Genomic DNA, 25,094 nt, shown 5'->3' on the forward strand with positions numbered 1-25,094 from the left:
GTGGCCTAGGCTCCGGGCCGTGGCTGACGAACTCCCGCGCTGCGCGACACGCCGACGAGGGAACCGATCGCGGGTCTGTGGACAACTCAGGACATGAACGAGATCGCGGGGGACCGGGCCGATTGGGCGCTGAGTACCGCGGGTGACGGGCAGGCGTTCGGGAGGGTGTTCGACCGGCACGCCGCACGCCTCCGGCGTCACGCGGTCGGACTCGTCCCCAGCCCAGCTGACGCCGACGACGTCGTCGCCGTCGCGTTCCTCGAGGCGTGGCGACGACGCGATCACGTCCGCTTCGTCGACGATTCGTTGCTGCCGTGGCTGCTCGTCACCGCGACGAACGCAGCGCACAACCTGACACGATCGACCACGCGACACCGCCGCTTCCTCGGCCGGTTCCCTGTCGATGACCCGGCGCCGGACCCCGCTGATCAGTACACGGACGGCGACGCCGTCGCGGCCCTGCGCGGACTCGGGCTCGCCGATCAACGCGTGCTCACCCTCTGCGTCATCGAGGGGCTCAGCGAACGCGAAGCCGCCGTCGCCCTCGGCGTCGCGGCCGGGACCGTCAAGTCCCGACTCCACCGAGCGAAGACTCGGCTGCACCAGCAGTACACAGCCACAGCGGAACCCCTCGGAGGCGCACTGTGAACGACGACATCTCACCCCGCTTGACCGCCATGCGCGAAGCCCTCATCACCGACGTCGCGTCGACCGGGACGGCCAGCACGACGGGCCGCCGCCGTCCCACCCGCGGCGCGGTCGTCGCCGTGGTCGCGGCTTTCCTGGTCGGCGGGACGATGACCGGTGGGCTCACCGCCGCGGCACTCCCGGGCAACGACCCCGACACCGCCATCCAGGCCTCCCTCGCCACGACGACGCGCTACATGGTCGAGGACGCCAACCACGGCCGTGTGGTGGGGACACCGAGCTTCCGCGTCGCACGCGGTGACACCGCCTTGACCTTGTCCGATCGCCCCGCCGGCGCGGACAGTGTCACGGTCGCGTGGGCGTGCCTCGACGGAGACGCGCCGACCGTCGAAGTCGACGGGCACCGCACGGAAGGCACCCTGTGCGGTCGACGAGACGACCCGACTTCCGAAGCGACCGGATGGGCGCTGTCCCCGATGGCCTCGACCGGTGCGACCGTCGTGACCCTCTCCGCCGATGACACTGACCGGTACGCCGTCTGGGTCTCCTGGGCGAAGGCACCGAGCATCGCCACACCGTCACCGCAGCAGGACGCCGAGACCGCCGACGGTGCCGTCACCCTGGACGAGTACAGGACGGCGTTCAACCGTCTCCTCGCATGCCAGGCACAGGCAGGACAACCGATGGGGGACGTTCCACTCACCTGGTACGCGGATGGAGCGTGGAACGGCAGCGGACGAGGGACCGGGCCCTGGTACCTGTACGCGACGCCGGCGGCCGGGAGCGAGGTGTTCGACACGCAGTGCTACCCGCGAGAGTTCGACGCCGTGGACAGGATCTGGCAGGAGGAGCACCCCGAGCCCGAAGACCCACCGGTCGAGCCCGCCGTCGGCTGACGCGGGGCGTGCCTCGTCCTGAGCCTCGACGCCGGGTAGCGGACGCGGGATCTCACCGCACCTCGCGGGAACGGTGCGCTGCGTGGCGCACTGCGGCGCTCGGACCGCCAGCTGCCTACTGCGACGGTTCCCGCCACCATGTGGCACGAGGCAAGCGTTCGAACGTGGCGGGATCAGCACCCACGAAGACGGTCTCGGCGCACGCCTCGGCGACGGGCAGATCATGCACCGAGTCCGTGAAGAACCGTGCTCCAGCGAGCGGGATGCCCGCCGCCCGGAGCGTCGCGTGCTTCTGTGCGCCGACGTTGTGGAGCCCGAATCGCAGACCCTCCGGGGTCGACTCGAGTTCCGACCCGAGCACACGGACGTCGTCGATCCCCATCGCCTCGACGAGTGCGCGCACGAGCCCTGCCTCGCTCGCCGTCGCGACGACTGCCCTGCCCGAAGCCGCTTCCGTCCGGAGCTCGGTGACGAACGCAGCCCGGAGCCAGTCCGAGGCGATGAACCGCGACACCACCCGTCGGACCAGTTCGTCGTACGTCCGGCGGTCGAGGCCGACGAGAGCAGCCTCGACGAGCGCTGCGTCCGCTCGCTGACGGGCGCGCGAATCTCGGGCGACCACGCGACGCACGAGTGACGGCACGGCCGCGACGAGCCGGCGCGGGTCGCTCAGCAGGCGGAGCCGACACACGTAGGCCATCGTGTCGCGGCTGGTGATCACTCCGTCGAAGTCGAAGACGACCACACCGACGGTACGCACGGTCATCTGTCGGGCCGACGACCGGGACGGCCGGTCAGCCCTTCCGGTGTCCGTCGATCCGCGGCTCGACGGGGGTGCCACCCGTCGCGGCCCGCTCGGCCTCGGTCGCGTCCGGGGTCACCGGATCGGTGCCCCGGGCCCGGCCCACCAGGTCCATGAGGTGGTAGACGACGATCGCGGCGATGGTGCCGATGATGATCCCGCCGAAGGTCGCGCCGCCGAACGAGAACGTGAAGTCCGCGATGCCCATGATGAGCGCGATGCCCGCGGTGAGCTGGTTCTTCGGCTTGGCGAAGTCGACCCGGTTCTCGACCCAGATGCGGATGCCGATCACGCCGATGAGTCCGTACAGCGCGGTGGTGGCGCCACCGAGCACGCCGGCCGGCACCGTCGAGATGACTGCACCGATCTTCGGCGACAGCCCGAGCAGCACCGCCGCGATCGCCGCGACCCAGTACGCCGCGGTGGAGAACACCCGCGTCGCCGCCATGACCCCGATGTTCTCGCCGTAGGTCGTCGTGGCCGAACCGCCGCCGACGCCGGCGAGCACGGTCGAGACCCCGTCGGCGAGCAACGCGCGCCCGGTCAGCGGGGTCAGGTCACGTCCGGTCAGTTGCCCGACGCCCTTCACGTGGCCGACGTTCTCGGCGACCAGGGCGAGCACGACGGGCAGGAAGCCGAGGTAGACGGCGGTCTGGGACAGGTCGAAGGCCGGAGCCGTGAAGGTCGGCAGTCCGACCCAGGCGGCGTCCTGCACGGCGCCGAGGTCCACCTCGCCGGCGACGAGTGCGACGAGGTAGCCCACGACGACACCGACGACGATCGACAGGCGACCGACGAGCCCCTTGAACAGCACGGTGCAGAGGACGATCGCGGCGAGCGTGACCGCGGCGATCACGGGCGCCTCCACGAAGTTGTCGCGGGCGGCCGGCGCGAGGTTGAACCCGATCAGGGCGACGATGGCGCCGGAGACCACCGGCGGCATGAGACGGTCGATCCAGCCGGCGCCGGCCAGGTGCACGATCAGTCCGACCACCGCGAGCAGCGCCCCGACGACGATGATCCCGGACAGTGCGAGCGGGATGCCGCCGATCTTCGTCGCGGCCCCGATCGGCGCGAGGAACGCGAACGACGAGCCGAGGTAGCTCGGGAGCCGATTGCCGGTGATGAGGAGGAACAGGATCGTGCCGATGCCGCTGAACAGCAGGGTCGTCGACGGGGGGAAGCCGGTGATGAGCGGCACGAGGAAGGTGGCGCCGAACATGGCGACCACGTGTTGCACGCCGAGGCCGACCGTCCGGCCCCAGGTGAGTCGTTCGTCCGGCGCCACGATCGCCGAGGCGGACACGGTGCGGCCGTCGCCGTGCAGCTTCCAAGGGAGTCCCATGCGATGACCGTAGCGGGCGCACGGGCGTCCGTGGGTCCGCAACCCGCCCTGTGGAGAACCGTGACGGACGGCCGGAATGCTGGATATGGTGTGTGGGACACCACGAGGAGCACCATGCGAACCACCAGCCACGTCCTTGTCCCCGTCCTCGCCGCACTCGCGGTCGGCGCAATGACGGCCGCGCCCGTGCTCGTCGCCGACCCCGCCCTGGCCGCGGGTGTCGACCGGCACGCGACGGAGACCTCGCGGTCGCCGGCGTCCGACCCGCCTGCCCCCGTCGACTTCACCGCCGGGGTGCGGTCGATCGCACACGGCACCGGCGTCGTCACCGTCACCGGCACCGTTCCCACAGGCGAGAGCGTCCAGGTCGCCGGGGACGTCGTCGAGCCCGTCTGGACCGAAGGGGACGCGGACGGTCGCTGGACGGCGCGGGTCCGGGTGCATCCGGGCGACCACGTCATCCGAGCCACGTCCCAGGTGTCCGGGCAGTCGATCGACATCCCGGTCCGGATGCTCGTGCTGCTGCCCCCGGACATGACCGCGACCGTCGACGGCATCGGACGGACCATCACGCTCGACGGCTCGGGCCATCCCGGAGCGCACCTCGTCGTCCGGGACCGCGGGACGGAGCGCGCCGAGACCGACGTCGCCGACGACGGCACCTGGCACGTCGTGCTGCGTGGTCTCGCGTTCGGTCGCCACCACGTGGAGGTCGGCCAGTACTTCGACGGCACCCTGAACGGCGGGGTCGACGACGTCTACGAGCTCTCGGGCACCCCGACCGTCGAGCACGCGACGGCTTCCCGGCAGACGGAGCACCTCGTCCTGGACGGACGTGCTCCCGCCGGCAGCACGCTGACCTTCGCGGACCGCCGGGGTCCGGTCACGGGAGCGGACGGCGAGCCCGTGGTCGTCCACGTCGGGGTCGACACGTCGTGGCGGGCGGAGCTCCCGATCCCCGACGACGTCCGTCTGCACGTGGTCTCGGTCATTGCCTCCGACGGAGGGGACGAGATCGGTCGGACGGACGCGCACGTCACGATCCCGTCCGTGCTCACCGGCGCGGTCGAGCGACTCGACGACGGCCGCCTCCGGTTCAGCGGCACGGGAGAGGTCGGCGGCACGGTGACGCTCGAGGACGAGGCCGGGAAGACCCTCACCGCCGCGGACGGCGAACCGCTCCGCACCACGATCGGTCGGTCCTGGGAACTCGTCGTCCCGCGCGACGCCCTGCCCGCCGCTGCCGTCGTCGCACAGCAGCGGGTGCAGGACGTCGAGCAGGGCGCCCTCCGGCTCGTGCTCCCCGGCGCACCGGGACGCCCCGGTCCGGGCGCCGGGAGCGACGGTGGTACTCCGACGGGAGGCGGCGTCACCAGCGGGGAGGAGGCCCGTCATCCGGCCGCGGCCCGCCTCCGGACCTCGGGCGCGCGTGCTGCCGCTGCCGGACGACTCGCCTACACGGGTGCGGACGTCGTGCACCCGGCCGTCGCGTCCCTCGTCCTGCTCGTGCTCGGAGGCAGCACCCTCCCGCTCGCCCGGGTCGTGCGCCGGCGTGCGACTCCCCGTCGGTGAGGGGCTGACGACGTGGACAGGTCGGTGAGCGAGCACCGGGTGGCGGAGGAGGGACCGGTGGCTATCGTGGAGCCCATGACCGACGTCGCAGGCACCACCGGAATCCGCACCGACGAACTCGACGAGTCGGTGCGACCGCAGGACGACCTCTACCGGCACGTCAACGGCAGGTGGATCGCCGACACCCCGATCCCGGACGACAAGGCCCGCTACGGGTCCTTCACGGTCCTGGCGGAAGAGGCCGAGGCCGCCGTCCGGACGATCATCGAGCGCGCGCAGACGGCTGAGCCGGGCACCGAGCAGCGGAAGGTGGGCGACCTCTTCACGTCCTTCACGGACGAGGTCGCCCTCGAGTCCGCGGGATCCGGGCCGATCGAGCCGCTCCTGGCCGACATCGCCGCGATCGAGGACAAGAACGACGTGCTCCGCATGGTCGGTCGCTTCGAGCGGCTCGGGCTGCCGAGCTTCATCCAGCTCTTCGTCGACAACGACCCGGGCGACCCGGACGCCTACATCGTCTTCCTCGAGCAGTCCGGCCTCGGTCTGCCCGACGAGTCGTACTACCGCGAGGACCGGTTCGCCGACATCCGTGAGAAGTACCGCGAGTTCGTCGGGTCGATGTTCCCGCTGGCCGGCTACGACGAGAGCGGCGACCGCACCGAGCACGTGATCGCCCTCGAGACGGCCATCGCGTCGGCACACTGGGACAACGTCGCCACCCGCGACAGCCAGAAGACCTACAACAAGATGCCGTGGGACGAGGTCTCGGCGCTCGCCGAGGGCGTCGACCTCCGCATCTGGTGGGACGCCATCGCCGCACCGGCGGGTGCGTTCGACACGGTCGTGGTCCGGCAGCCCTCGTTCATCACCGGCCTCGCACAGCTCTTCCGCGAGCAGCCGCTGCCCGTCTGGAAGGACTGGCTCTGCTGGCAGGTGATCCGGGCCTCCGCCCCGTACCTGACCAGCGCGTTCTCCGCGACCAGCTTCTCGTTCTACGGCACAGCACTGACGGGTGCGCCGAAGCAGCGTGACCGCTGGAAGCGCGGAGTCTCCCTGGTCGAGGGCGCGATGGGTGAAGCCGTCGGACGGATCTACGTCGAGGAGCACTTCGACGAGACCTCCAAGGCGACGATGGACGACCTCGTCGCGAACCTGGTCGAGGCCTACCGGCAGAGCATCACCGGGCTCGAGTGGATGACCGACGAGACCCGTGCCCGCGCGCTGGACAAGCTCGAGAAGTTCACGCCGAAGATCGGCTACCCCGTGAAGTGGCGCGACTACAGCGCCCTGCCCATCCGGGCGGACGACCTGCTCGCCAACGTCCGGGCGATCGCGTCGTTCCAGGTCGACCGCGAGCTCGGCAAGATCGGGAAGCCGATCGACCGCGACGAGTGGTTCATGACCCCGCAGACGATCAACGCGTACTACAACCCGGGCTTCAACGAGATCGTGTTCCCCGCGGCGATCCTGCAGTTCCCGTTCTTCGAGGCGACCCGCGACGCCGCCGCGAACTACGGAGCGATCGGCGCCGTCATCGGGCACGAGATCGGCCACGGCTTCGACGACCAGGGTTCGCAGTACGACGGCGACGGCCGCCTGCAGAACTGGTGGACCGAGGCCGACCGCCAGGCGTTCGAGGAGCGCACGAAGGCCCTCATCGCGCAGTACGACGCCCTCGTCCCGACCGAGGTGCCGGACGGCCACGTCAACGGCGCCCTCACCATCGGTGAGAACATCGGCGACCTCGGCGGCCTCTCGATCGCGTGGAAGGCGTACCTGATCTCGCTGGACGGTGCCGAGCCCCCCGTGATCGACGGCCTGACGGGTGCCGAGCGGTTCTTCCTGAGCTGGGCGCAGGCCTGGCGCATGGCGATCCGCCCCGAGGAGGCCGCACGCCTGCTCAGCATCGACCCGCATTCGCCGAACGAGTTCCGCTGCAACCAGATCGTGCGCAACATCGACGTGTTCTACGACACCTTCGCCGTCTCCGACAGTGACGCGATGTACCTGGCTCCGGCCGAGCGCGTCGCCATCTGGTGATGGTGGAGCCGGACGCGCCGAACTCGTCGCGCCGGCGCCGCCCGGGACGCCCCTCCGACGACGGCACCACCGCAGGAAGCGGGGGTGCCGCTCGGTCCGGCGGTGGCCGCGCCGGTGGTGGCGGTCGCAGCCGCGGCAAGCACCGGGGAGGTGCGGACGAGCGCTTCACAGCGACGACCGAAGCGCTCGGCGCGATCGCCGTCGACGGCGCCGGGGTGAGCGCGTCGATCATCGACACGTCCACCGGTCGGGCGCTGCTCGCGATCGACGACCGCCTCGTGCAACCGGTGGCGAGCCTCGGACGGGTGCTGCTCCTCATCGAGGTCGCCGCGCAACTCGAGGACGGTCGCCTGCACGGTGACCGCCTCCAGCGGATGGCCCGCGACACCGCGACCGGCGCGGGCCTGTGGCAGTTCCTGCAGGAACCGACCATGCAGGTGTCGGACCTGGCGACCCTGGTCGGCGCCACCGCCGACGCCTGGGCGACGAACGCGCTGCTCACCACGGTCGGGATGGACGCCGTGCGGTCCCGCGCGGAGTCGCTCGGCATCGAACGGACGGCCCTGATCGACCGGGTGCGCGACCGGCGCGGACCCGACGACGCCCCCGACGTGTCCGTCGCCGCCGCGGGTGAACTGAGCTGGCTGTTCCGGGGCCTCGCGCTCGGTGAGGTCGTCGACGAGGCGGTGTCGAACCGGGTGCTCGGCTGGTTGTCGCTCGCCGCCGACCTGTCGCTCGTCGCGGGGTCCTTCGGGCTCGACCCGCTCGCGCACCGGGCCCTCGACCACGGCCTGCAGTCCGTCGCCGTCACCGGTTCCGGACCCGGCGTCCGCGCGGAGGCCGGGGTCCTCCGTGGGCCGGCGTCGTCGGTCTGCTACGCGGTCACGATCCGGTTCGAGGACGACTCGCTGCAGCGCCGTCTCGCGGTCGTCGACGCCCTGCGCACCATGGGGACCGAGGTGCTCGAGGTCGTGCACGCCCCCGCCGAGCGCTGACCCCGTGGGCCTCGCGCATCCTCGCCCCGGCCATCACCCGCGTGACGCGGCCGTCGGCCTCGCGCGTCAGGCCGTGCCACACCCCGACTATGCCGCACACGACGGGGATGCTCACCACGGCGAAGAGCACCCGTTCGGGCATGGACTCGGGTTCGAGCGGCGTGGGCATGAGGTGCACGAGCCCGAAGACGGCAGGGCTCCCGTGGCGCACGTCCTCCCAGGAGCACACCGCCGCACAGCGACATCGGGCAGGATCGGCAGCGTGCACGTCGACGACGACGTGCCGGACGGAAGGACAGACCCATGGCAGCAGGCAAGCACGAGGCAGCACGCGGCGACGAGGACCGCGCGGACGGCGTGGACGAGCGCGCCGGCGAGTTCGTGGACAGCGAGATCCCCGGCGAGCACCGCGTCGCCGACGACGAACCGGTCGGTGAGTTCGTGTCGAGCGACATCCCCGGCGAACGGCGTCCGGAGTCCGAGGGTGAGCGCGGCGAGTACGTCGAGTCGGACATCCCCGGCGACGTCGAGCCCGGCGGCCCGGAGACGGCCGGCGAGTACACCGACCGCGACCAGTAGCGGCGAGGCGGGCCGACCTCAGTCGACGAGGTCGGCCTGCGTGAGCAGGCGCAGCGTCTCGACCCCGGCGGGCGGGCACCGCCCGGCGTCCGCGGAGGTGACCCACTCTACCTCGTCGACCTCTGCGGAGGCGAGGGGCGTGGCGGTGTCGAGCGCGCCTCCCGGCCGGGCCAGGAACAGCGTCATCGCGACGATCGTCCCCGGTGCCTGCCCGTGCGCCGGCTCGGTCACGGTCGCGAACTCGTCGACGTCGGCGGGCGTGAGCCGCAGCCCGGTCTCCTCGAACGCCTCGCGGACCGCGGCGTCCACGCTGCTCTCGCCGGGCTCGACCTTGCCGCCGGGCAGGTAGAGGACGTCGCGCCCGCGGGCGCGCACCATGAGCACGCGACGGTCGCGGACGAGCAGGAGGGCGCTGACCCGCAGCAGCGGGGCGGCGGCCGGGAGGCCCGGATCGCCCGAGCCGGTCAGCTCGCGTCCGCCTCGTCGTCGCGCACACGCGCGGCCCGGTCGGCGAGGGGCACGACGGCGGACGGCACGTCCGCGACGGGCTCGGGGCGCACCCCGAAGAGTGCGTCGAGCGCGCCGGTGAAGTCGTCGCCCCGACCGGCACGGCCGAGTTCGCGGGCCCGGACCGAGGGGCGGTGCAGGAGCACGCCGACCAGGTGCCGGAGTGCTCGCTCGGTCTGCTCGGCGGACTCGGGGGTGGTGTCGCCGCGCCGCTTCACGCGGTCGATCTCGTCGTCCAGGATGTCGAACACGTGCTTGCGGAGGGCGACGAGGGCGGGGGTGGTCGACTGCTCGAGGGCCTGGGCGCGGAAACGGGACACGGCGTCGTCGACGATCGCGCGTGCTTCGGTCTCGGCGTTCAGCTCGGCGATCGGGGCGTGGATGCTGATCGTCTCGAGGTCGAGCAGTTCGACGCCCTCGACGTCGGCGGCGTCCGGGTGCACGTTGCGGGGGAGGCCGAGGTCGATCACGATGCGGCGGGCCCCGTCGTCGAGGTCGCACGCCTCGACGACCGGGACCTCGCTCGACGTGCAGGTGATGACGACGTCGCTCGTGCCGATCGCGGTGCGCAGGTCGGTGGCGGCGACGAGGTCGTGCTTGGCGGCGAACCACGGTGCCCGGCCGGACGGCGAGAAGACCTGGATGTGCTGGGCCCCGCGGTCGCGGAGGGCGGCGATGGTGGTGGCGGCGTAGCTGCCGGTCCCGACCAGGAGCACGCGCGTCGCGGCCCAGTCGGTGATCCGCGAGGACGCGAGCTCGAGCCCGAGGCGGACGAGCGACCGGCCGGCGGCGCCGATCCGGGTGCGGGTCTTGACGCCGCGGGAGGTGTGCGCGGCCTCCTGGAAGAGCCGTTCGAGGTCCGAGGTGGTGGTGCCGTTCCGGCGCGCGTCCTCGAGGGCCCGGCGGACCTGTCCGGAGATCTCGGTCTCGCCGACGACGACGGACTCGAGCCCGCTCGACACGGCGAAGAGGTGCTGCACGACGTCTCCGCCGCCGAGCACCTGCACGGCGTCGAGGACCTCGTCGGCCTGCAGCTCGCTCGCTGCCGAGACGGCCTCGACGGTGGCGCGGACGGCTGCGTCGTCGTCGCCGGCGATGTCGAGGTAGGCCTCGAACCGGTTGCACGTGGCGAGGACCACGGCGCCGTCGAGGACGTCCGAGTCCGTGACGAGGTGGCTGGCGGCCGCGGGTGCTCCCATGCTCAGACGCTCCAGGAGGTCGAAGCTGGCGTTGCGATGCGACGCCGTGAGACAGATGAGCACGTGTTCAATGGTAACCCCGGTGCCCCGAGCACCGGGTCGGGGAGCCGTCCTGTTCGCGGTGCGAGAATCATCCGGTGACCGACGCGCTCCCGACCACCCATCCGCTCGCCGACGGCCGCACCACGGGCTCGCGGCTCGTCCGTGCCCTCCGCGGGGACCGGCCGGAGACGCTGCCGGTGTGGTTCATGCGGCAGGCCGGCCGGTCGTTGCCGGAGTACCGGGAGCTCCGCGTCGGGACGGCGATGCTCGACGCGTGTCTCGACCCGGCCCTCGCGTCCGAGATCACCCTGCAGCCGGTCCGTCGGCACGGGGTCGACGCCGGCATCTTCTTCAGCGACATCGTCGTGCCGATCAAGCTCGCGGGCGTGGACGTCGAGATCGTCCCCGGTCGTGGTCCGGTCCTCGGGTCGCCCGTCCGGACGGCGGCGGACGCGGACGCCCTGCGTCCGCTCGAGGCGGAGGCCCTGGCCCCGATCACCGAGGCGGTCGCCCGGACGGTCGCCGAGCTCGGCAGCACGCCGCTGATCGGCTTCGCGGGCGCGCCCTTCACACTGGCCGCGTACCTGGTCGAGGGCGGCCCGTCGAAGGACCACATCCGGGCCCGCACGATGATGCACGCCGAGCCGGAGACCTGGGCACGGCTGCTCGACTGGGCCGCCGACGTGTCGGGGGCGTTCCTCCGTGCCCAGGTGCTCGCCGGTGCCTCGGCCGCGCAGCTCTTCGACTCGTGGGTCGGGTCGCTGTCCCGCGCGGACTACGTCTCCCGCGTCGCTCCGCACTCGGCGCGGGCACTGTCCCACGTGACCGACCTCGGCGTCCCGCGCATCCACTTCGGCGTCGGCAGCGGCGAGGTCCTGGCCGACATGGCGACCGTCGGCGGCTCCGTCGGTGCGGTGGACGCGGTCGGCGTGGACTGGCGGCTGCCCCTCGACGAGGCCGTGCAGCGCGTCGGCGGTGACGTGACCGTGCAGGGGAACATCGACCCGGCGATGCTCTCGGCCCCGTGGCCGGTCCTCGAGGCGCACGTCCGTGACGTCGTCCGCCGCGGAGGCGTTGCCCGTGCGCACGTCGTGAACCTCGGCCACGGCGTCCCGCCCGAGACCGACCCGACCGTGCTGACCCGCGTCGTCGAGCTCGTGCACGCACTGGGCGACGGCACCGACGTCGGGACCGACGGGACCGACCGGGCCGCGTCGTGACCGACGTCGTCGTGGTCGGCGGCGGGGTCGCCGGGCTCGTCGCCGCTCGTGACCTGGCGAAGGGCGGCGCCCACGTCGTGCTGCTCGAGGCCTCGGGCGTGCTCGGCGGGATGATCCGACGGCACACGGTCGCGGGCCTCGACCTGGACATGGCGGCGGACTCGTTCGCGACCCGGACGGACGCCGTGTCCTCGCTCGCGGTCGAACTCGGTCTCGGCAACGACATCGTCTCCCCGGACCCGCGGGGTGCGTGGCTGATGACCCGCGACGGTCGGACCGCGCCGATCCCGTCGACCGGCCTGCTCGGGATCCCGGGCACTCCGATGGCCGCGGACGTCATCGCGGTGGTCGGCGGTGCCGGCGCCCTCCGCGCACAGATGGACGCGCTGCTGCCCTCGCCGGTCGGCGCACGGGCGACGTCGCTCGGCGCGATGGTCCGGAGCCGGATGGGCGCGAAGGTCCTCGACGACCTCGTCGTCCCGGTCGTGGCCGGCGTGCACTCGACGCACCCCGACGACCTCGACCCGGACCGCGTGGCGCCCGGGCTCCGTGCCGCCCTGCAGCGCGAGGGGTCGTTGGCCCGTGCGGTGCTCGCGCTCCGGAAGCGTGCCGTCGCCGGGTCCGCCGTGCAGGGGCTCCGAGGCGGCATCGCGCGGCTCGTCGACGAGCTCGTCGCTGATCTCGACACGTACCGCGTCGACGTGCGGCTGCACACCCGGGCCACCTCCGTCGGACGAGCGGCGGTCGAGACCGTGTCGGCGGACGGCACGACCGAGCGGCTGGCGGCGGACCACGTCCTCGCGACGGTCGCCGACCCGGCCCGGACGGCGGCTCCGCGTCGGTCCGGCATCGAGCTCGTCACCCTGGTCGTGGACCGGCCCGAGCTGGACACGGCTCCGCGTGGCACCGGCATGCTCGTGCACCCGGCAGCGACCGGTGTCGCCGCGAAGGCGCTCACGCACGCGACGGTCAAGTGGCCCTGGCTGGCGGAGCGGGCGGCCGGGAGGCACGTGCTGCGGCTCAGCTACGCCCTGCCCCCGGCAGGCGCGGACCAGGCGACCGGCGCTGCCGGCGCGACGGACGCGGACGAGGTGGCCACGAGCCTCCCGGTCGACCCCGCCGGTGCGGTGAGCGCACGGGCGACGACGGACGCGACCGCGCTGCTCGGCCTGCCCGTCCGTCCGGAGCACGTCGTCGGCGCGGCCCGCGTCCGCTGGCACGGACCGGACGCCGAGGCCGCCGGGCTGGCGGAGGGCGTGGTCGGGATCGGTGAGGCGTCCTCTGGGCGAGGGCTGTCCGGCATCGTCACCGCTGCCCGGGCGGCTGCTGAGCGCATCCTGGATTCCTGAGCGGACCGCTGACCCTCCGAGGGCTACTGTTGGGGGAACCGTCGGACACATGCCGATCGGTGCATGACCACGCACGGTGCCTTCACAGCACACTGACCCAACGGAGGAATCGCTCATGCGAGGAAAGCTCCTGTTCGTCGCCGGCGCAGCACTCGGGTACGTCCTGGGATCGCGAGCCGGACGGGCGCGGTACGAGCAGATCAAGACCGTCAGCGGCAAGATCTGGAACAGCAACGGCGTCCAGAAGAGCGTGAACCAGGTCGAGGACTTCGTGTCCGACCGCACCCCCGACGTCGCCGACTTCATCGGTGAGCAGACCAAGAAGGTCGTCCGCAAGGTGAGCTCGAAGGCGTCGTCCGGCAAGGGCTCGCAGATCTCATGACCGACACACGCGACCGGAAGTCGCGGTCGCTGTTCGGCCTCGTGAAGGACGTCCCCGACCTCGTCAAGGACCTGGTCAAGGGGGAGATCGCCCTCCTCAAGGCCGAGATGATCGGCAAGGCGAAGGTCTTCGCGGTCGCCGCGGGCATCCTCGTCGCCGCGCTGGTGATCGTGCTGTACGCGATCGGCGTGCTCCTCACCGCAGCGGTGATGGGCCTCGCCACGGTGATGCCCGCGTGGCTCGCCGCGCTGCTGCTCGCCGTCCTCATGCTGATCGTCGCGGCGATCCTCGGGTTCATCGGGTGGAAGCGGCTCAAGAAGGGCCTGCCGGTCACGCCGAAGCGCACCATCGCGAGCGTCAAGAACGACGTCAACGCGGTGAAGGGCCTCGGCCGGAAGCCCACCCCCGAGACGCTCCGTGCGTCACGGAAGCCGGACGTCGACGGCCGGTTCTGACGCCCGTCATCCCCACGACTCCCTCGGAGGACCAGTGACCGACCCCCAGCACGACGACCAGTCGAAGATCGCCGACCGCGTCGCTGCGACCCGTGCCCAGCTCTTCGACACCCTCGACGCGATCGAGGACAAGCTGAACGTGCCGAAGCAGCTCGGCATCGCCGCGTCGAAGGTCAAGCGTGGCGTCGACGCGAACCCGGTGCCCTACCTGGCCGGGCTCGCAGCGGGAGTGGCAGTGGTCGGGGGTATCGTCGTAGCGGTGCTCCGACGGCGGTGATCCACACGCGGCGAGCCTTCGCGAGCCGCAGTGGACGATCGTCCCGGACACCCGCTCGGCGAAGGGGGCCGGCGAACCACACCCCCGGCGAACGTGGAGGACGACCGATCCATGAGCACTGACGTGCCCACCCCAGCAACTCCCGCAGCACCAGCGGCCAGCACAGCGCACGAGACGGACCCGGCTTCCGGGATCGACCCGAACCTGCTCACGGCCTACGCCCTCTGGGCGGTCTTCCGCCGCCCGGTCGGCGCCGTCCGACCCGGCGGTGCGGATGCGGTCGCGGAACTCGACGCGGTCGTCTCCGCGGCTGCCGAGCGCGGCGTCACCATCCGCGGCTTCTACGACGTCTCCGGCTTCCGGGCCGACGCGGACGTCATGATCTGGTTGCACGGCGACGACGCACAGGCGATCCAGGCGGTCCTCCGCGAGATCCGCCGCACGGCCCTCTTCGCCGAGGCCGAGCCCGTCTGGCACGCCATGGCCATGCACCGGGAAGCCGAGTTCAACAAGCGGCACACCCCGGCCTTCCTGCGCGGCAAGGACCCGGAGCCGTGGATCACGGTGTACCCCTTCGTGCGCTCGTACGAGTGGTACCTGCTGCCCGAGGAAGAGCGTTCGAAGATGCTGCGCGACCACGGCATCGCCGGCGCGAAGTACCGCCGCGTCCTGACGAACACCATCGCGTCCTTCGCCCTCGGTGACTACGAGTGGATCCTGCCGCTCGAGAGCCCGGACCTGGTCGACCTCGTCGACCTCATGCGCGACCTCCGCTACACCGAGGCGCGCATGCACGTCCGCGAGGAAGTGCCCTTCTACACGGGTCGTCGCGTGACGACCGCCGAACTCCCGGAGGTGCTGTCATGACCGACACCAGCATGATCACGAACGGCCAGCCCGTCCTCGCCGCCACCGCTGCGGCCGCGTCCGGCCCGGAGCATGTCGAGGTGCCGACCGCGTACGACGCGATCCTGCTCGCCGGCTTCGGTGGGCCCGAGGGTCAGGACGACGTCATCCCGTTCCTCCGCAACGTCACGCGCGGTCGCGGCATCCCGGACGAGCGTCTGGAAGAGGTGGCGCACCACTACCGCCACTTCGGCGGCGTCAGCCCGATCAACGCCCAGAACCGTGCGCTCAAGGCCGCGCTCGAGGCCGAGCTCGCCTCGCGGGGCATCGACATGCCCGTCCTCTGGGGCAACCGCAACTGGGAGCCCTACCTCGAAGAGGCGTTCACCGAGGCGGCCGACAAGGGCTACAACAAGCTCATCGCGATCGCCACGAGCGCGTACTCGTCGTTCTCGAGCTGCCGGCAGTACCGCGAGGACTACGCCCGCGTGCTCGACGAGACCGGTCTGATCGACACGATCCAGATCGACAAGGTCCGCCAGTTCTTCGACCACCCCGGCTTCGTCCGGCCGTTCATCGACGGGGTCCGCGACGGACTGGCCCGCGCGATCGCCGAGAACGACGGCCTCGACGTCGCGACGGAGCTCCAGGTGCTGTTCTCCACGCACTCGATCCCGTCGACCGACGCCGCCCGCTCCGGCCCCGACTACCGGGGCTTCGACGAGCACGGTGCGTACGAGGCGCAGCACCTCGCCGTCGGGCAGGTCGTCCTCGACCAGGCGTGGGCGGAACTGCTCGAGCAGCCCGAGCACGCGCACCTGCAGGGCACGTCGAAGCCCGCCTGGAAGCTCGTCTACCAGTCGCGCTCCGGTCCCCCGACGCAGCCGTGGCTCGAGCCCGACATCAACGACTACATGAACGAGGAGCTCAAGGGCGGCCCCACCCGCGCCGTGCTCATCGTCCCGCTCGGCTTCGTGAGCGACCACATGGAGGTCATGTGGGACCTCGACGAAGAAGCCACCGAGACCGCCGGCGAGCTCGGCTTCTGGTCGCTCCGCACGCAGACCCCCGGCGTCGACCCGGCCTACGTGGCCGGTCTCGTCGACCTCGTGCTCGAGCGGGTCAACGGCACGCCGACCGCTGAGCGTCCGCACATGACCGACATCGGCCCCTGGTACGACGTGTGCCGTCCGGGGTGCTGCGAGAACGTGCGAGCGGGGTTCAAGCCCGCAGCCGCCGGCGTCGCTCCGTGACCGAGGCGACCGCGGACCACCCCAGCACCCCGGCGACCGACGGTCCGGCCCCGATCCGGCTCGGCACCCGTGCCAGCCGACTGGCGGTCGCCCAGTCGCAGGACGTCGCCGACCGCCTGGCGAAGGCCGCCGGCCGTCCGGTGGAACTCGTCACCGTGACGAGCGAGGGCGACACGAACCGGGCCTCCCTGGCGTCCCTCGGCGGTACCGGCGTCTTCGCGTCCGCGCTGCGGGAGGCGCTCGTGGCGGGCGAGGTGGACGTGCTCGTGCACTCGCTGAAGGACCTGCCGACCGCGCCGTACCCGGGCCTGACGATCGGCGCCGTGCCGAAGCGTGCCGACGCGCGTGACGTCCTCGTGGCGCGGAACGGTGCGACGGTCGAGACCCTGCCCGAGGGCGCGAAGGTCGGCACGGGGTCGCCCCGCCGTGTCGCGCAGCTCAAGGCGGACCGGCCGGACCTGGACGTCATCGACATCCGCGGCAACATCGACACGCGGCTCGCCCGTGTGGAGGACGACCTGGACGCCGTCGTGCTCGCGGCCGCCGGGCTCGGACGCATCGGACGGCTCGATGCCGCGACCGAGCTGCTCGACCTCGGGTTCTGGCCGAGTGCTCCCGGTCAGGGTGCGCTCGCGGTCGAGATCCGCACGGACGAGGACGACCGCAACCTGCTCGCCGCGCTGCGGAAGATCGAGCACGCCCCGACCCGCCTGACGGTGACCGCCGAGCGCGAGGTGCTCGCCAAGCTCGAGGCCGGCTGCTCCGCCCCGATCGGCGCGACCGCGGTCGTCGACGCCGAGATGCTCCTCGTCTCGGCGACGGTCTACCGCCCCGACGGCTCCGAGTACCGGACCGCGTCGCACGCGGCCGTGCTCGACGGGTCGGCGCAGGACCGCCTCGACGAGGCCCTGTCCGTCGCCGACCGGGTCGCCGCCGAGCTGCTCGAGAACGGTGCCGCCGAGCTGGCCGACCTGTCGAACTCCGCCGGGTCGGACTCGGCCGAGCACGACGCCGGGCACACCGTCGGCCCCGGCCTCGACACCCCCGGTACCGAGGGGCCGTCCGACACGTCCGCCACCACGACCGAGTAGGGCGACGATCACCACGGACACCACGCGGGACGACAGGACCGGGCCCCGGCCCGTGGTCGTCGTCCCGCGCGGTGGCTCATGGGGTGAACGGGTCGCCGCGGCAGCTGCGGCGCGCGGGCTCGACCCGCGCATCGTCCCGCTCGTCACCGACGCGCCGCCGCTCGACGCCGGTCCCCTCGACCGGATGGTCGCCCGGCTCGCGGCCGGCCGCCCCGCCCCGGCTCCGGAGCGGGCCGGAGCGGCTCCCAGCGCCGGCCGCCCCGCGCCGGTTCCGGAATTCCGGAACCTCGAGGCGTCGGATTCCGACATCGTGGAACCTCGACGATCCGCAGGCGGTGAGTCGTCGCACCTCGACGGCGCAGGCGCCGAGCGAGCGGGCGACGACTGGCTCGTGGTGAGCAGCGCGACCACCGTGCGGGTGCTCGCGGAACGCCTGCCGGGCCTCCCGGCCGGGGTCGGCGTCGCCGCCGTCGGCGAGCCGACCGCCCGCGCGGCCCGCGCCGTCGGATGGACCGTCGACCTCGTGCCGGCCGACCACTCGGCAGCCGGACTCGTGCGGGCGCTCCCGGCGGACGCCCGACTCGTCCTCCACCCGCGCTCCGACCTGGCCGCACCCACCCTCGTCGACGGCCTGCGGGCCAGGGGCATCGACGTGTCAGAGGTGGTCGCGTACCGTACGGTCGGGACCGGTGACGCGCCGATCCCGGGCGACCCCGCGCCGGACGTCGTCCTCGTGACGAGCGGCAGCATCGCCCGCGAAGTCGCTCGTCGTCTCACCCCCCTCGACCCCCGCACCCGGATCGCCTGCATCGGCCCCGGCACCGCCGACGAGGCCCGCGCCGCCGGCCTGCCGGTGGACGTCGTCGCCGCCGAACGGTCCGCAGAAGCCCTCCTCGACGCCGTCGTCGAGGCCCTCGTCCCATCCACCCCCGAACAGGAAGGCCACCCGTGACCGGCCGCTTCCCCCAGGTCCGCCCCCGACGTCTCCGCGCCACCCCCGCGATGCGTCGTCTCGTCGCCGAGACCCGGCTCCACCCCGCCGAGCTCGTGCTGCCGATGTTCATCCGCGAAGGCGCCACCGACGCGATCGACATCTCGAGCATGCCCGGGGTGCAGCAGCACTCCCTCGACTCGTTCCGCCGTGCACTGCACGAGGCCGCGTCGGTCGGCATCGGCGGCGTGAACCTGTTCGGCGTCCCGCAGCACAAGGACGCGGTCGGCTCCGGCGCGACCGACCCGGACGGCATCCTCAACGTCGCGATCCGGGTGGCGAAGGAAGAGGTCGGGGACGCCCTCGTCGTGCAGTCCGACCTGTGCCTCGACGAGTTCACCGACCACGGGCACTGCGGTGTCCTCGCGGCGGACGGCTCGGTCGACAACGACGCGACGCTGCTCCGCTACCGGGACATGGCGGTCGCCCAGGCCGAGGCCGGCGCCGAGCTCGTCTGCCTGAGCGGCATGATGGACGGCCAGATCGCCGCCGCCCGGGACGCGCTCGACGTCTCCGGGTACTCCGGCACCGCGCTGCTCGCCTACGCGGCCAAGTACGCCTCGGCCTTCTACGGACCGTTCCGGGAGGCCGTCGCGAGCACCCTGCAGGGTGACCGCCGCACGTACCAGCTCGACTCCGGCAACGGGCGCGAGGGCCTCCGCGAGGTCGAGCAGGACATCGAGGAGGGCGCCGACATCGTCATGGTGAAGCCCGCGATGAGCTACCTCGACGTCCTCGCCCGCACGGCCGACACCTCACCGGTGCCGGTCTGGGCGTACCAGATCTCCGGCGAGTACGCGATGATCACCGCCGCCGCCCAGAACGGGTGGATCGACCGGGACGCCGCCGCGATGGAGGCCCTCATCGGCATCAAGCGCGCCGGCGCCGACGCGATCCTCACCTACTTCGCCGTCGACATGGCCCGCAAGCTCAACGAGGAGGCCGGCCTGCGCACCTCCGGCAGCTCGGCGGACGTCGCCGGCATCGCACCGACCGGGAAGGCACCCGAATGACCACCAATGACGACCTGTTCGGCCGCGCGAAGGACAGCATCCCCGGCGGCGTGAACTCGCCGGTGCGTGCCTACGGCTCGGTCGGCGGGACGCCCCGCTTCCTGGTTTCCGCGAAGGGCGCCACCGTCACCGACGCCGAGGGTCGCGAGTACGTCGACCTCGTTGCCTCGTGGGGCCCGGCGATCCTCGGCCACGCGCACCCCGGCACGGTCGAGGCCGTGCAGCAGGCGGCGGCCCGGGGTCTGTCGTTCGGTGCCTCCACGCCCGGCGAGACCGAACTCGCGGAGCTCGTGAAGCAGCGCGTGCAGGTGGACGGCGACGGTCCGATCGAGAAGATCCGCATGGTGTCGACGGGCACCGAGGCGACCATGACGGCGATCCGCCTGGCCCGCGGCTACACCGGCCGGGACCTGCTCGTGAAGTTCGCCGGGCACTACCACGGCCACTCGGACTCGCTCCTGGCCGAGGCCGGTTCGGGCGTCGCCACGCTCGCACTCCCCGGCAGCGCGGGCATCACCGCCGAGACCGCTGCGCAGACGCTGGTGCTGCCGTACAACGACCTGGACGCCGTCCGTCGCGCCTTCGACGAGCACTCGGAGCGCATCGCGGCCGTGATCGTCGAGGGCGCCCCCGCGAACATGGGCGTCCTCGCCCCGGAGCGCGGGTTCAACCGGGCCCTGGCGCAGATCACGCAGTCGCACGGCGCGCTGCTCATCGTCGACGAGGTCCTGACCGGCTTCCGTGTCGGCCCGGCCGGCTGGTGGGGGCTCGAAGCGGACGGCACCGTGCCCGAGGGGACGGGGTGGAAGCCCGACCTCGTCACCTACGGCAAGGTCATCGGCGGCGGCATGCCCCTCGCCGCACTCGGCGGGCGCCGCGAGGTCATGGACTTCCTCGCCCCGCTCGGCCCCGTGTACCAGGCGGGCACGCTGTCCGGGAACCCGCTCGCGGTGGCCGCGGGCATCGCCACGCTCCGGGCCGCGACCGCCGACGTCTACGCGCACCTCGACCGGACGGCGGACGTCGTCTCCCGGGCCACGAGCGAGGCGCTCGCGGCCGAGGGCGTCGCACACACCGTCCAGCACGCCGGGAACCTGTTCTCGTTCGCGTTCCTGGACACCCCGCCGCGGGACTACGACGACGTCCGCGCGCAGGAGGCCTTCCGGTACGCGGCGTTCTTCCACAGCATGCTCGACTCCGGCGTGACCCTGCCGCCGAGCGTGTACGAGGCGTGGTTCCTCACCGCCGCGCACGACGAGCGCGCGGTGTCGCAGATCCTCGACGCGCTGCCGGCTGCCGCGAAGGCGGCCGCTGCCGCGACCGAGTAGCCAGCCGACGGCGGACGGGAGGCGCGGTCCGGAGGGGCCGCGCCTCCCGTCGGCCCGTCCGCGAGGTGCGCGAGACGCCGCCGTCTGCCCGTGACGCCGCCGAGTGCGCGAGACGCCGCCCTGTTCGACGGCGTGCTGCGACGAAGGCGGCGTCCGTCACTGACGGGGGCGTCTCGTGGCCACGCGACGACCGCGGTCGCGCGACCGGTCCGCGCCGGCCGGGAGGCCCGCCCGCCTCAGTCCGCCCGTCGTGCGTGCCAGCGCCCACCGCTGCGCTCGACCGCCAGCGGGAAGTCGAACGCGGCCGACACCAGCGCCGAAGTGATGACCTCGTCCGCCGGCCCCTGCGCCACGACGCCCCCGTCGCGGAGGAGCATCGCGTGCGAGGTCGAGGCCGGCAGGTCCTCCAGGTGGTGGGTGACCATCACGCTGCCGAGCTCCGGCTGCCGGACGCGGAGGGCGTCGACGGTCTCGAGCAGGTGCTCCCGTGCGGCGACGTCGAGTCCGGTCGCGGGTTCGTCGAGCAGCAGCAGCCGCGGGTCGGACAGCAGCGCCCGGGCGATGAGCGCACGTCCCCGTTCGCCCTGCGACAGCACCGGCCAGCGGGCGTCGCGGCGCGCGGTGAGTCCGACGTCGGCGACGAGCTGCTCGGCACGGACGAGGTCGTCGGCCGTCGGCTCCCATCGCGTCATGAGGTCGGTCGTCCCGGTGCGCCCGGTCAGCACGGTCTCGAGGACGGTCAACGGCGACAGCATCCGGTGCCGGGGGTCGACGTGCCCGATGTGCTCACGGAGTTCACGGACGTCGACACGTCCGAGCTGTCGACCGAGCACCTCGACGTGGCCGGCGGTCGGGTGCCCGGTGGCGCCGAGCACCGCGAGCAGGGTCGACTTGCCGGCGCCGTTCGAGCCGAGCAGCGCCCAGTGCTCCCCGCTGCGGACGGTGAGGTCCACGTCGTGCAGCAGGTCGCGTCCGCTGCGGGTGACACGGAGGGCGGTGGCGCGGAGCAGGACGTCGGTCACGTCTCCATCCTCGCGCAGGACGTACGACGCAGGACGTGCGACGCAGGACGGCCCCGCCACATGTGGGTGGCGGGGCCGACCGGTCGCCGGATCAGGCCTCCGCGGCCTTCGCCGCCCGTGCGGTGGCGAGGTGCTCGGCCATGGCGCGACCGAGCCCGCGCACGAGTGCGCCGCCGGCCTCACCGTCGCGGCCCTTCGCGGCGGCACGGAAGCCGTCGAGCGCGTCCGCGACGTCCCAGAACACGAACTCGGGCTCACCGATGCGGACGAACTTCGCGCGGTTCAGCAGCGACTCGCTCGTCTTCACGAGGAGCTCGTTGCCCGACTTGGCGACCATGAACGCGATCGCCTTGTCGATGTCGTCGTTCAGGGCGCGGTCCTCGGCCTCGGCGTGCGCGCGCATGTCGTCGAGGATCTTGCCGAACGCCTTGACGTCGGCGTCCTCGAAGCGGGGGAACGACCAGCGGGCGGCGAGCTCACCGATGCCGAACAGCACCTGGAAGGCGTCGTCGTACTGCTCGCGGGTGGGGGAGGCGACGCGCGTGTAGCGGTTCGCCTCCATCTCGACCAGGCCGTAGTCGACCAGCTTCGCGATCGCCTCGCGGATGGGGGTGCGACTCACACCGAGCCAGGCGACCAGCTCGTCGTCGTTGAGACGCTCCCCGGCCTGCAGGGTGCCGTCCTGGATCGCGGCGAGCATCTTCTCGAGGACGACGTCGCGGAGGAGCTTCCGGGGCGAGTTCTCGACGGTCGACTTGGGTACCGGCATCCGGGTCTCCTCAGTGAAGGTGTTCGGTACTCAAATCCTAACGTGACATTGCAAACGCTTGCTAAGGAGCGGGCGCAGGAGCGGGGGCCGCCGCCGCCCGTGCCCGCCCGGGTGCTGACCGGTGCAGCCCCGTCGGCACCGCCGGCCGGGAGGCCCGGATCACCGCGTGACGTCGACCACCGTCCGCCCGTGCACCCGTCCGGCGACGACCTCCGCGCCGACCTCGATCGCCTCGGCGAGGCCGACCGTGCGGGTCACCGCCCGGAGCAGCGCCGGGTCGAGGTCCGTCGCGAGCCGTGCCCAGGCCCGCTGCCGCAGGTCGAGCGGCGCCGCGACCGAGTCGATGCCGAGCAGGGACACCCCGCGCAGGATGAACGGCAGCACCGTCGTCGGCAGCGAGGTGTCCTGCGCCAACCCGCACGCCGTGACCGAGCCGCCGTACTGCGTCGCCGCGAGGACGTTCGCGAGGGTCGCACCACCGACACTGTCGACCGCGCCGGCCCACACCGCGCGCTGCATCGGCTTCCCCGGCTCGGCGATCGTCGCGCGGTCGATGACGTCCGCCGCGCCGAGGGCCCGGAGCGCGTCGCCGTTCTCCGGCCGACCGGTCGACGCGGTCACGCGGTACCCGCGGGCCGCGAGCAGGGCGATCGCCACCGTGCCGACCCCGCCCGAGGCTCCGGTCACCAGGACCGGCCCGTCCTCGGGGGCGACTCCGCGCTCGAGCGCCAGGACGCTGAGCATCGCGGTGAACCCGGCCGTGCCGATCGCTGCCGCCAGGTCGTCGTCGATGCCATCGGGCAGGGAGACGAGCGCGTCCACCGGGACGACGCACTGCTCCGCCCAGCCGCCGTGCCGGGTCTCGCCCGCGCCCGCGCCGGTCAGGACCACGCGTTCGCCGACCGCCACGTCCTGCACGTCCGGTCCGACCGCGGCGACGGTGCCGACCACGTCGATGCCGGGCACGAGCGGGTCGGTCCGCACGACGCCGGGGTCGCCGGCGACGGCCAGGCCGTCCTTGTAGTTGACGCTCGACCGCGTGACGGTGACCAGGGCCTCCCGGTCGCCGGGGGCGGGCAGGTCGACGTCGGTGACGATGGGGGCGGCGGAGCGGGACACGAGGACGGCGCGGGTCATGCGCGCGACGCTACCCTGGGCCTCCCGGTCGGGCGCAGCCGCCGCGGGTGGGCCACACGCTCCAGGTCGCACGACATGCCGCTCGTCTCCGGAGCGGACGGCATGTCGTACGACCTCGGCGAACGGCCGGCGGCGTGTTGTGCGACCCCGGTGGCCGAGGACTGATCGAGGTCCCGGCGCCCGGCGTCAGCCGAACATGATGGCGGCTTCGTCGTACCGGTCCTGCGGCACGGTCTTCAGCTCACCGAGCGCGTCCTCGAAGGAGACGTGCACGATCTCGGTGCCCTTCAGGGCGACCATCCGGCCCCAGCGCTCCTCGACGACGGCGTCGATCGCCGCCAGGCCGAGCCGGGTCGAGAGCACCCGGTCGTAGGCCGTCGGGGTGCCGCCGCGCTGGATGTGCCCGAGCGTCGTGGCGCGGGTCTCGATGCCCGTCATCTCCTCGATGAGCGGGGCCAGGCGCTCGCCGATGCCACCCAGGCGCGGTCGACCGAAGGCGTCGAGGCCGCGCTCGGTGTGGGCGGTGTCCTCGTGGTCGGGGACGAACCCCTCGGCGACCACGACGAGCGGTGCACGCCCGCGGTCGTAGGCGGCCTGGACCCACTCCGCGATCTGCGCGAGGGAGGTCTTCTGCTCGGGGATGAGGATCGCATGCGCGCCCGCCGCCATGCCCGAGTGCAGGGCGATCCAGCCGACGTGCCGGCCCATGACCTCGGCGACCATGCAGCGCGAGTGCGACTCACCGGTGGTGCGGAGGCGGTCCATGGCCTCGGTCGCGATCGCCACCGCGGTGTCGAAGCCGAACGTGTAGTCCGTGGCGCCGAGGTCGTTGTCGACCGTCTTGGGGACGCCGACGATCTTGAGCCCGGCGTCGGTGAGGCGCTTCGCGGCGGCCAGTGTGCCCTCGCCACCGATCGCGACGATGGCGTCGATTCCGTGCCGCTCGAGCGTCGCGGTGATGTTCTCGACGCCGCCCTTCGGGCCCTCGAACGGGTTCGTCCGGCTCGTGCCGAGGATCGTCCCGCCCTGCTTCGCGATGCCCTGGATGTCCTTGCGGCCGAGCGGCACGATGTCACCCTCGACCACGCCCCGCCAGCCGTCCCGGAAGCCGACGAACTCGTGGCCGTGGATCGCGATGCCCTTGAGCACGATGGCCCGGATGACCGCGTTGAGACCGGGGCAGTCGCCGCCGGAGGTGAGGATGCCGATGCGCATGGAGAGGACTTCCGATGTCGGGTTCGGTGGACTCCCTCATCATGGCCGACGCGGGTCCGGTATCGCCATGCTGTGACCCGAGGTCGTGGACAACCGCCGTGGGGTCGTCCGCCGCGGTCGC

At 72.6% G+C, this 25,094-nt stretch carries 25 protein-coding genes; 17 read left to right on the forward strand and 8 right to left on the reverse strand.

The annotated features are described in order from the left end of the window. The first annotated feature begins 93 nt into the window (after nt 1-93). Nucleotides 94-648 (forward strand): RNA polymerase sigma factor, encoded by a 555-nt coding sequence (locus DEJ34_RS00290; protein ID WP_110900803.1) that lies wholly within the window; start codon nt 94-96, stop codon nt 646-648. After that, on the forward strand, nt 645-1,544 hold the full coding sequence (locus tag DEJ34_RS00295; protein WP_110910749.1) for a hypothetical protein: 900 nt from the start codon (nt 645-647) through the stop codon (nt 1,542-1,544). Before DEJ34_RS00290 ends, DEJ34_RS00295 begins: the two co-directional genes overlap by 4 nt. A gap of 115 nt (nt 1,545-1,659) precedes the next feature. On the opposite strand, the gene DEJ34_RS00300 is transcribed toward DEJ34_RS00295, so the two are convergent. Both DEJ34_RS00300 and DEJ34_RS00305 read right to left on the reverse strand, forming a co-directional pair. Then, nucleotides 1,660-2,310, reverse strand: coding sequence for an HAD family hydrolase (locus DEJ34_RS00300; protein WP_110900805.1), 651 nt, complete (start codon nt 2,308-2,310; stop codon nt 1,660-1,662). 28 nt (nt 2,311-2,338) lie between these two features. Continuing rightward, nucleotides 2,339-3,691: a uracil-xanthine permease family protein gene (locus tag DEJ34_RS00305; protein WP_110900806.1), complete on the reverse strand. Its 1,353-nt coding sequence runs from the start codon at nt 3,689-3,691 to the stop codon at nt 2,339-2,341. Nucleotides 3,692-3,805: 114 nt separating this feature from the next. Here DEJ34_RS00305 and DEJ34_RS00310 point away from each other — a divergent pair, with 114 nt between their 5' ends. From DEJ34_RS00310 to DEJ34_RS00325, 4 genes are all read left to right on the forward strand, one after another. After that, nucleotides 3,806-5,263, forward strand: a complete 1,458-nt coding sequence (locus tag DEJ34_RS00310) for a hypothetical protein (protein ID WP_146236876.1) — start codon at nt 3,806-3,808, stop codon at nt 5,261-5,263. A 75-nt stretch (nt 5,264-5,338) separates the two neighbouring features. Further along, nucleotides 5,339-7,303, forward strand: coding sequence for a M13 family metallopeptidase (locus DEJ34_RS00315; protein ID WP_110825724.1), 1,965 nt, complete (start codon nt 5,339-5,341; stop codon nt 7,301-7,303). After that, nucleotides 7,303-8,298 (forward strand): serine hydrolase, encoded by a 996-nt coding sequence (locus DEJ34_RS00320; protein ID WP_110825723.1) that lies wholly within the window; start codon nt 7,303-7,305, stop codon nt 8,296-8,298. The genes DEJ34_RS00315 and DEJ34_RS00320 overlap by 1 nt, the downstream gene beginning before the upstream one ends. Before the next feature lie 303 nt (nt 8,299-8,601). Continuing rightward, entirely contained in the window at nt 8,602-8,877 is a 276-nt protein-coding gene (locus DEJ34_RS00325; RefSeq protein ID WP_110889459.1) for a hypothetical protein, read from the forward strand. Nucleotides 8,878-8,895: 18 nt separating this feature from the next. On the opposite strand, the gene DEJ34_RS00330 is transcribed toward DEJ34_RS00325, so the two are convergent. Together DEJ34_RS00330 and DEJ34_RS00335 are read right to left on the reverse strand one after the other, a co-directional pair. Further along, nucleotides 8,896-9,255, reverse strand: coding sequence for an NUDIX hydrolase (locus tag DEJ34_RS00330; protein WP_220032793.1), 360 nt, complete (start codon nt 9,253-9,255; stop codon nt 8,896-8,898). Between the two features lie 86 nt (nt 9,256-9,341). After that, the gene (locus DEJ34_RS00335) at nt 9,342-10,646 is read right to left on the reverse strand and encodes a glutamyl-tRNA reductase (protein WP_110910747.1); all 1,305 of its coding nucleotides are present in this window, start codon (nt 10,644-10,646) and stop codon (nt 9,342-9,344) included. A 74-nt stretch (nt 10,647-10,720) separates the two neighbouring features. Between DEJ34_RS00335 and hemE the strand changes: the two genes are divergently transcribed. The 11 genes from hemE (at nt 10,721) to hemL (ending at nt 20,830) form a co-directional block, all read left to right on the forward strand. After that, entirely contained in the window at nt 10,721-11,845 is a 1,125-nt protein-coding gene (gene hemE, locus DEJ34_RS00340) for a uroporphyrinogen decarboxylase (RefSeq protein ID WP_110910746.1), read from the forward strand. Next, a complete protein-coding gene (locus DEJ34_RS00345; protein WP_220032792.1) occupies nt 11,842-13,194 on the forward strand; it encodes a protoporphyrinogen/coproporphyrinogen oxidase in 1,353 nt (450 codons plus the stop codon). Before hemE ends, DEJ34_RS00345 begins: the two co-directional genes overlap by 4 nt. Before the next feature lie 115 nt (nt 13,195-13,309). Then, complete coding sequence (locus DEJ34_RS00350; RefSeq protein ID WP_110825717.1) at nt 13,310-13,576, forward strand: hypothetical protein; 267 nt, start codon at nt 13,310-13,312, stop codon at nt 13,574-13,576. Beyond that, the gene (locus tag DEJ34_RS00355) at nt 13,573-14,031 is read left to right on the forward strand and encodes a phage holin family protein (protein ID WP_110825716.1); all 459 of its coding nucleotides are present in this window, start codon (nt 13,573-13,575) and stop codon (nt 14,029-14,031) included. The genes DEJ34_RS00350 and DEJ34_RS00355 overlap by 4 nt, the downstream gene beginning before the upstream one ends. A 34-nt stretch (nt 14,032-14,065) precedes the next feature. Then, nucleotides 14,066-14,308, forward strand: a complete 243-nt coding sequence (locus DEJ34_RS00360; protein ID WP_181419485.1) for a DUF3618 domain-containing protein — start codon at nt 14,066-14,068, stop codon at nt 14,306-14,308. A 111-nt stretch (nt 14,309-14,419) separates the two neighbouring features. Further along, on the forward strand, nt 14,420-15,175 hold the full coding sequence (hemQ, locus tag DEJ34_RS00365; protein ID WP_110825714.1) for a hydrogen peroxide-dependent heme synthase: 756 nt from the start codon (nt 14,420-14,422) through the stop codon (nt 15,173-15,175). Then, a complete protein-coding gene (locus DEJ34_RS00370) occupies nt 15,172-16,407 on the forward strand; it encodes a ferrochelatase (RefSeq protein ID WP_181420610.1) in 1,236 nt (411 codons plus the stop codon). The genes hemQ and DEJ34_RS00370 overlap by 4 nt, the downstream gene beginning before the upstream one ends. Continuing rightward, nucleotides 16,404-17,498: a hydroxymethylbilane synthase gene (gene hemC, locus DEJ34_RS00375; protein WP_110900812.1), complete on the forward strand. Its 1,095-nt coding sequence runs from the start codon at nt 16,404-16,406 to the stop codon at nt 17,496-17,498. The genes DEJ34_RS00370 and hemC overlap by 4 nt, the downstream gene beginning before the upstream one ends. A 52-nt stretch (nt 17,499-17,550) precedes the next feature. Further along, nucleotides 17,551-18,450 carry a uroporphyrinogen-III synthase gene (locus DEJ34_RS00380; protein ID WP_110910745.1) on the forward strand — a complete coding sequence of 300 codons (900 nt, stop codon included), beginning with the start codon at nt 17,551-17,553 and terminating at the stop codon, nt 18,448-18,450. Between the two features lie 50 nt (nt 18,451-18,500). Next, complete coding sequence (gene hemB, locus DEJ34_RS00385) at nt 18,501-19,502, forward strand: porphobilinogen synthase (RefSeq protein ID WP_110910787.1); 1,002 nt, start codon at nt 18,501-18,503, stop codon at nt 19,500-19,502. Continuing rightward, complete coding sequence (gene hemL / locus DEJ34_RS00390; RefSeq protein ID WP_110910744.1) at nt 19,499-20,830, forward strand: glutamate-1-semialdehyde 2,1-aminomutase; 1,332 nt, start codon at nt 19,499-19,501, stop codon at nt 20,828-20,830. The genes hemB and hemL overlap by 4 nt, the downstream gene beginning before the upstream one ends. Before the next feature lie 236 nt (nt 20,831-21,066). On the opposite strand, the gene DEJ34_RS00395 is transcribed toward hemL, so the two are convergent. The 4 genes from DEJ34_RS00395 to DEJ34_RS00410 form a co-directional block, all read right to left on the reverse strand. Continuing rightward, a complete protein-coding gene (locus DEJ34_RS00395; RefSeq protein ID WP_110825710.1) occupies nt 21,067-21,852 on the reverse strand; it encodes an ABC transporter ATP-binding protein in 786 nt (261 codons plus the stop codon). 91 nt (nt 21,853-21,943) lie between these two features. Beyond that, complete coding sequence (locus DEJ34_RS00400) at nt 21,944-22,621, reverse strand: GntR family transcriptional regulator (protein ID WP_110900815.1); 678 nt, start codon at nt 22,619-22,621, stop codon at nt 21,944-21,946. 159 nt (nt 22,622-22,780) lie between these two features. After that, entirely contained in the window at nt 22,781-23,758 is a 978-nt protein-coding gene (locus DEJ34_RS00405; protein WP_110910743.1) for an MDR family oxidoreductase, read from the reverse strand. A gap of 186 nt (nt 23,759-23,944) precedes the next feature. Continuing rightward, nucleotides 23,945-24,973 carry a 6-phosphofructokinase gene (locus DEJ34_RS00410; RefSeq protein WP_110889469.1) on the reverse strand — a complete coding sequence of 343 codons (1,029 nt, stop codon included), beginning with the start codon at nt 24,971-24,973 and terminating at the stop codon, nt 23,945-23,947. Nucleotides 24,974-25,094 lie beyond the last annotated feature (121 nt).

It is taken from the genome of Curtobacterium sp. MCPF17_050 (assembly GCF_003224435.2).
GTDB lineage: Bacteria > Actinomycetota > Actinomycetes > Actinomycetales > Microbacteriaceae > Curtobacterium.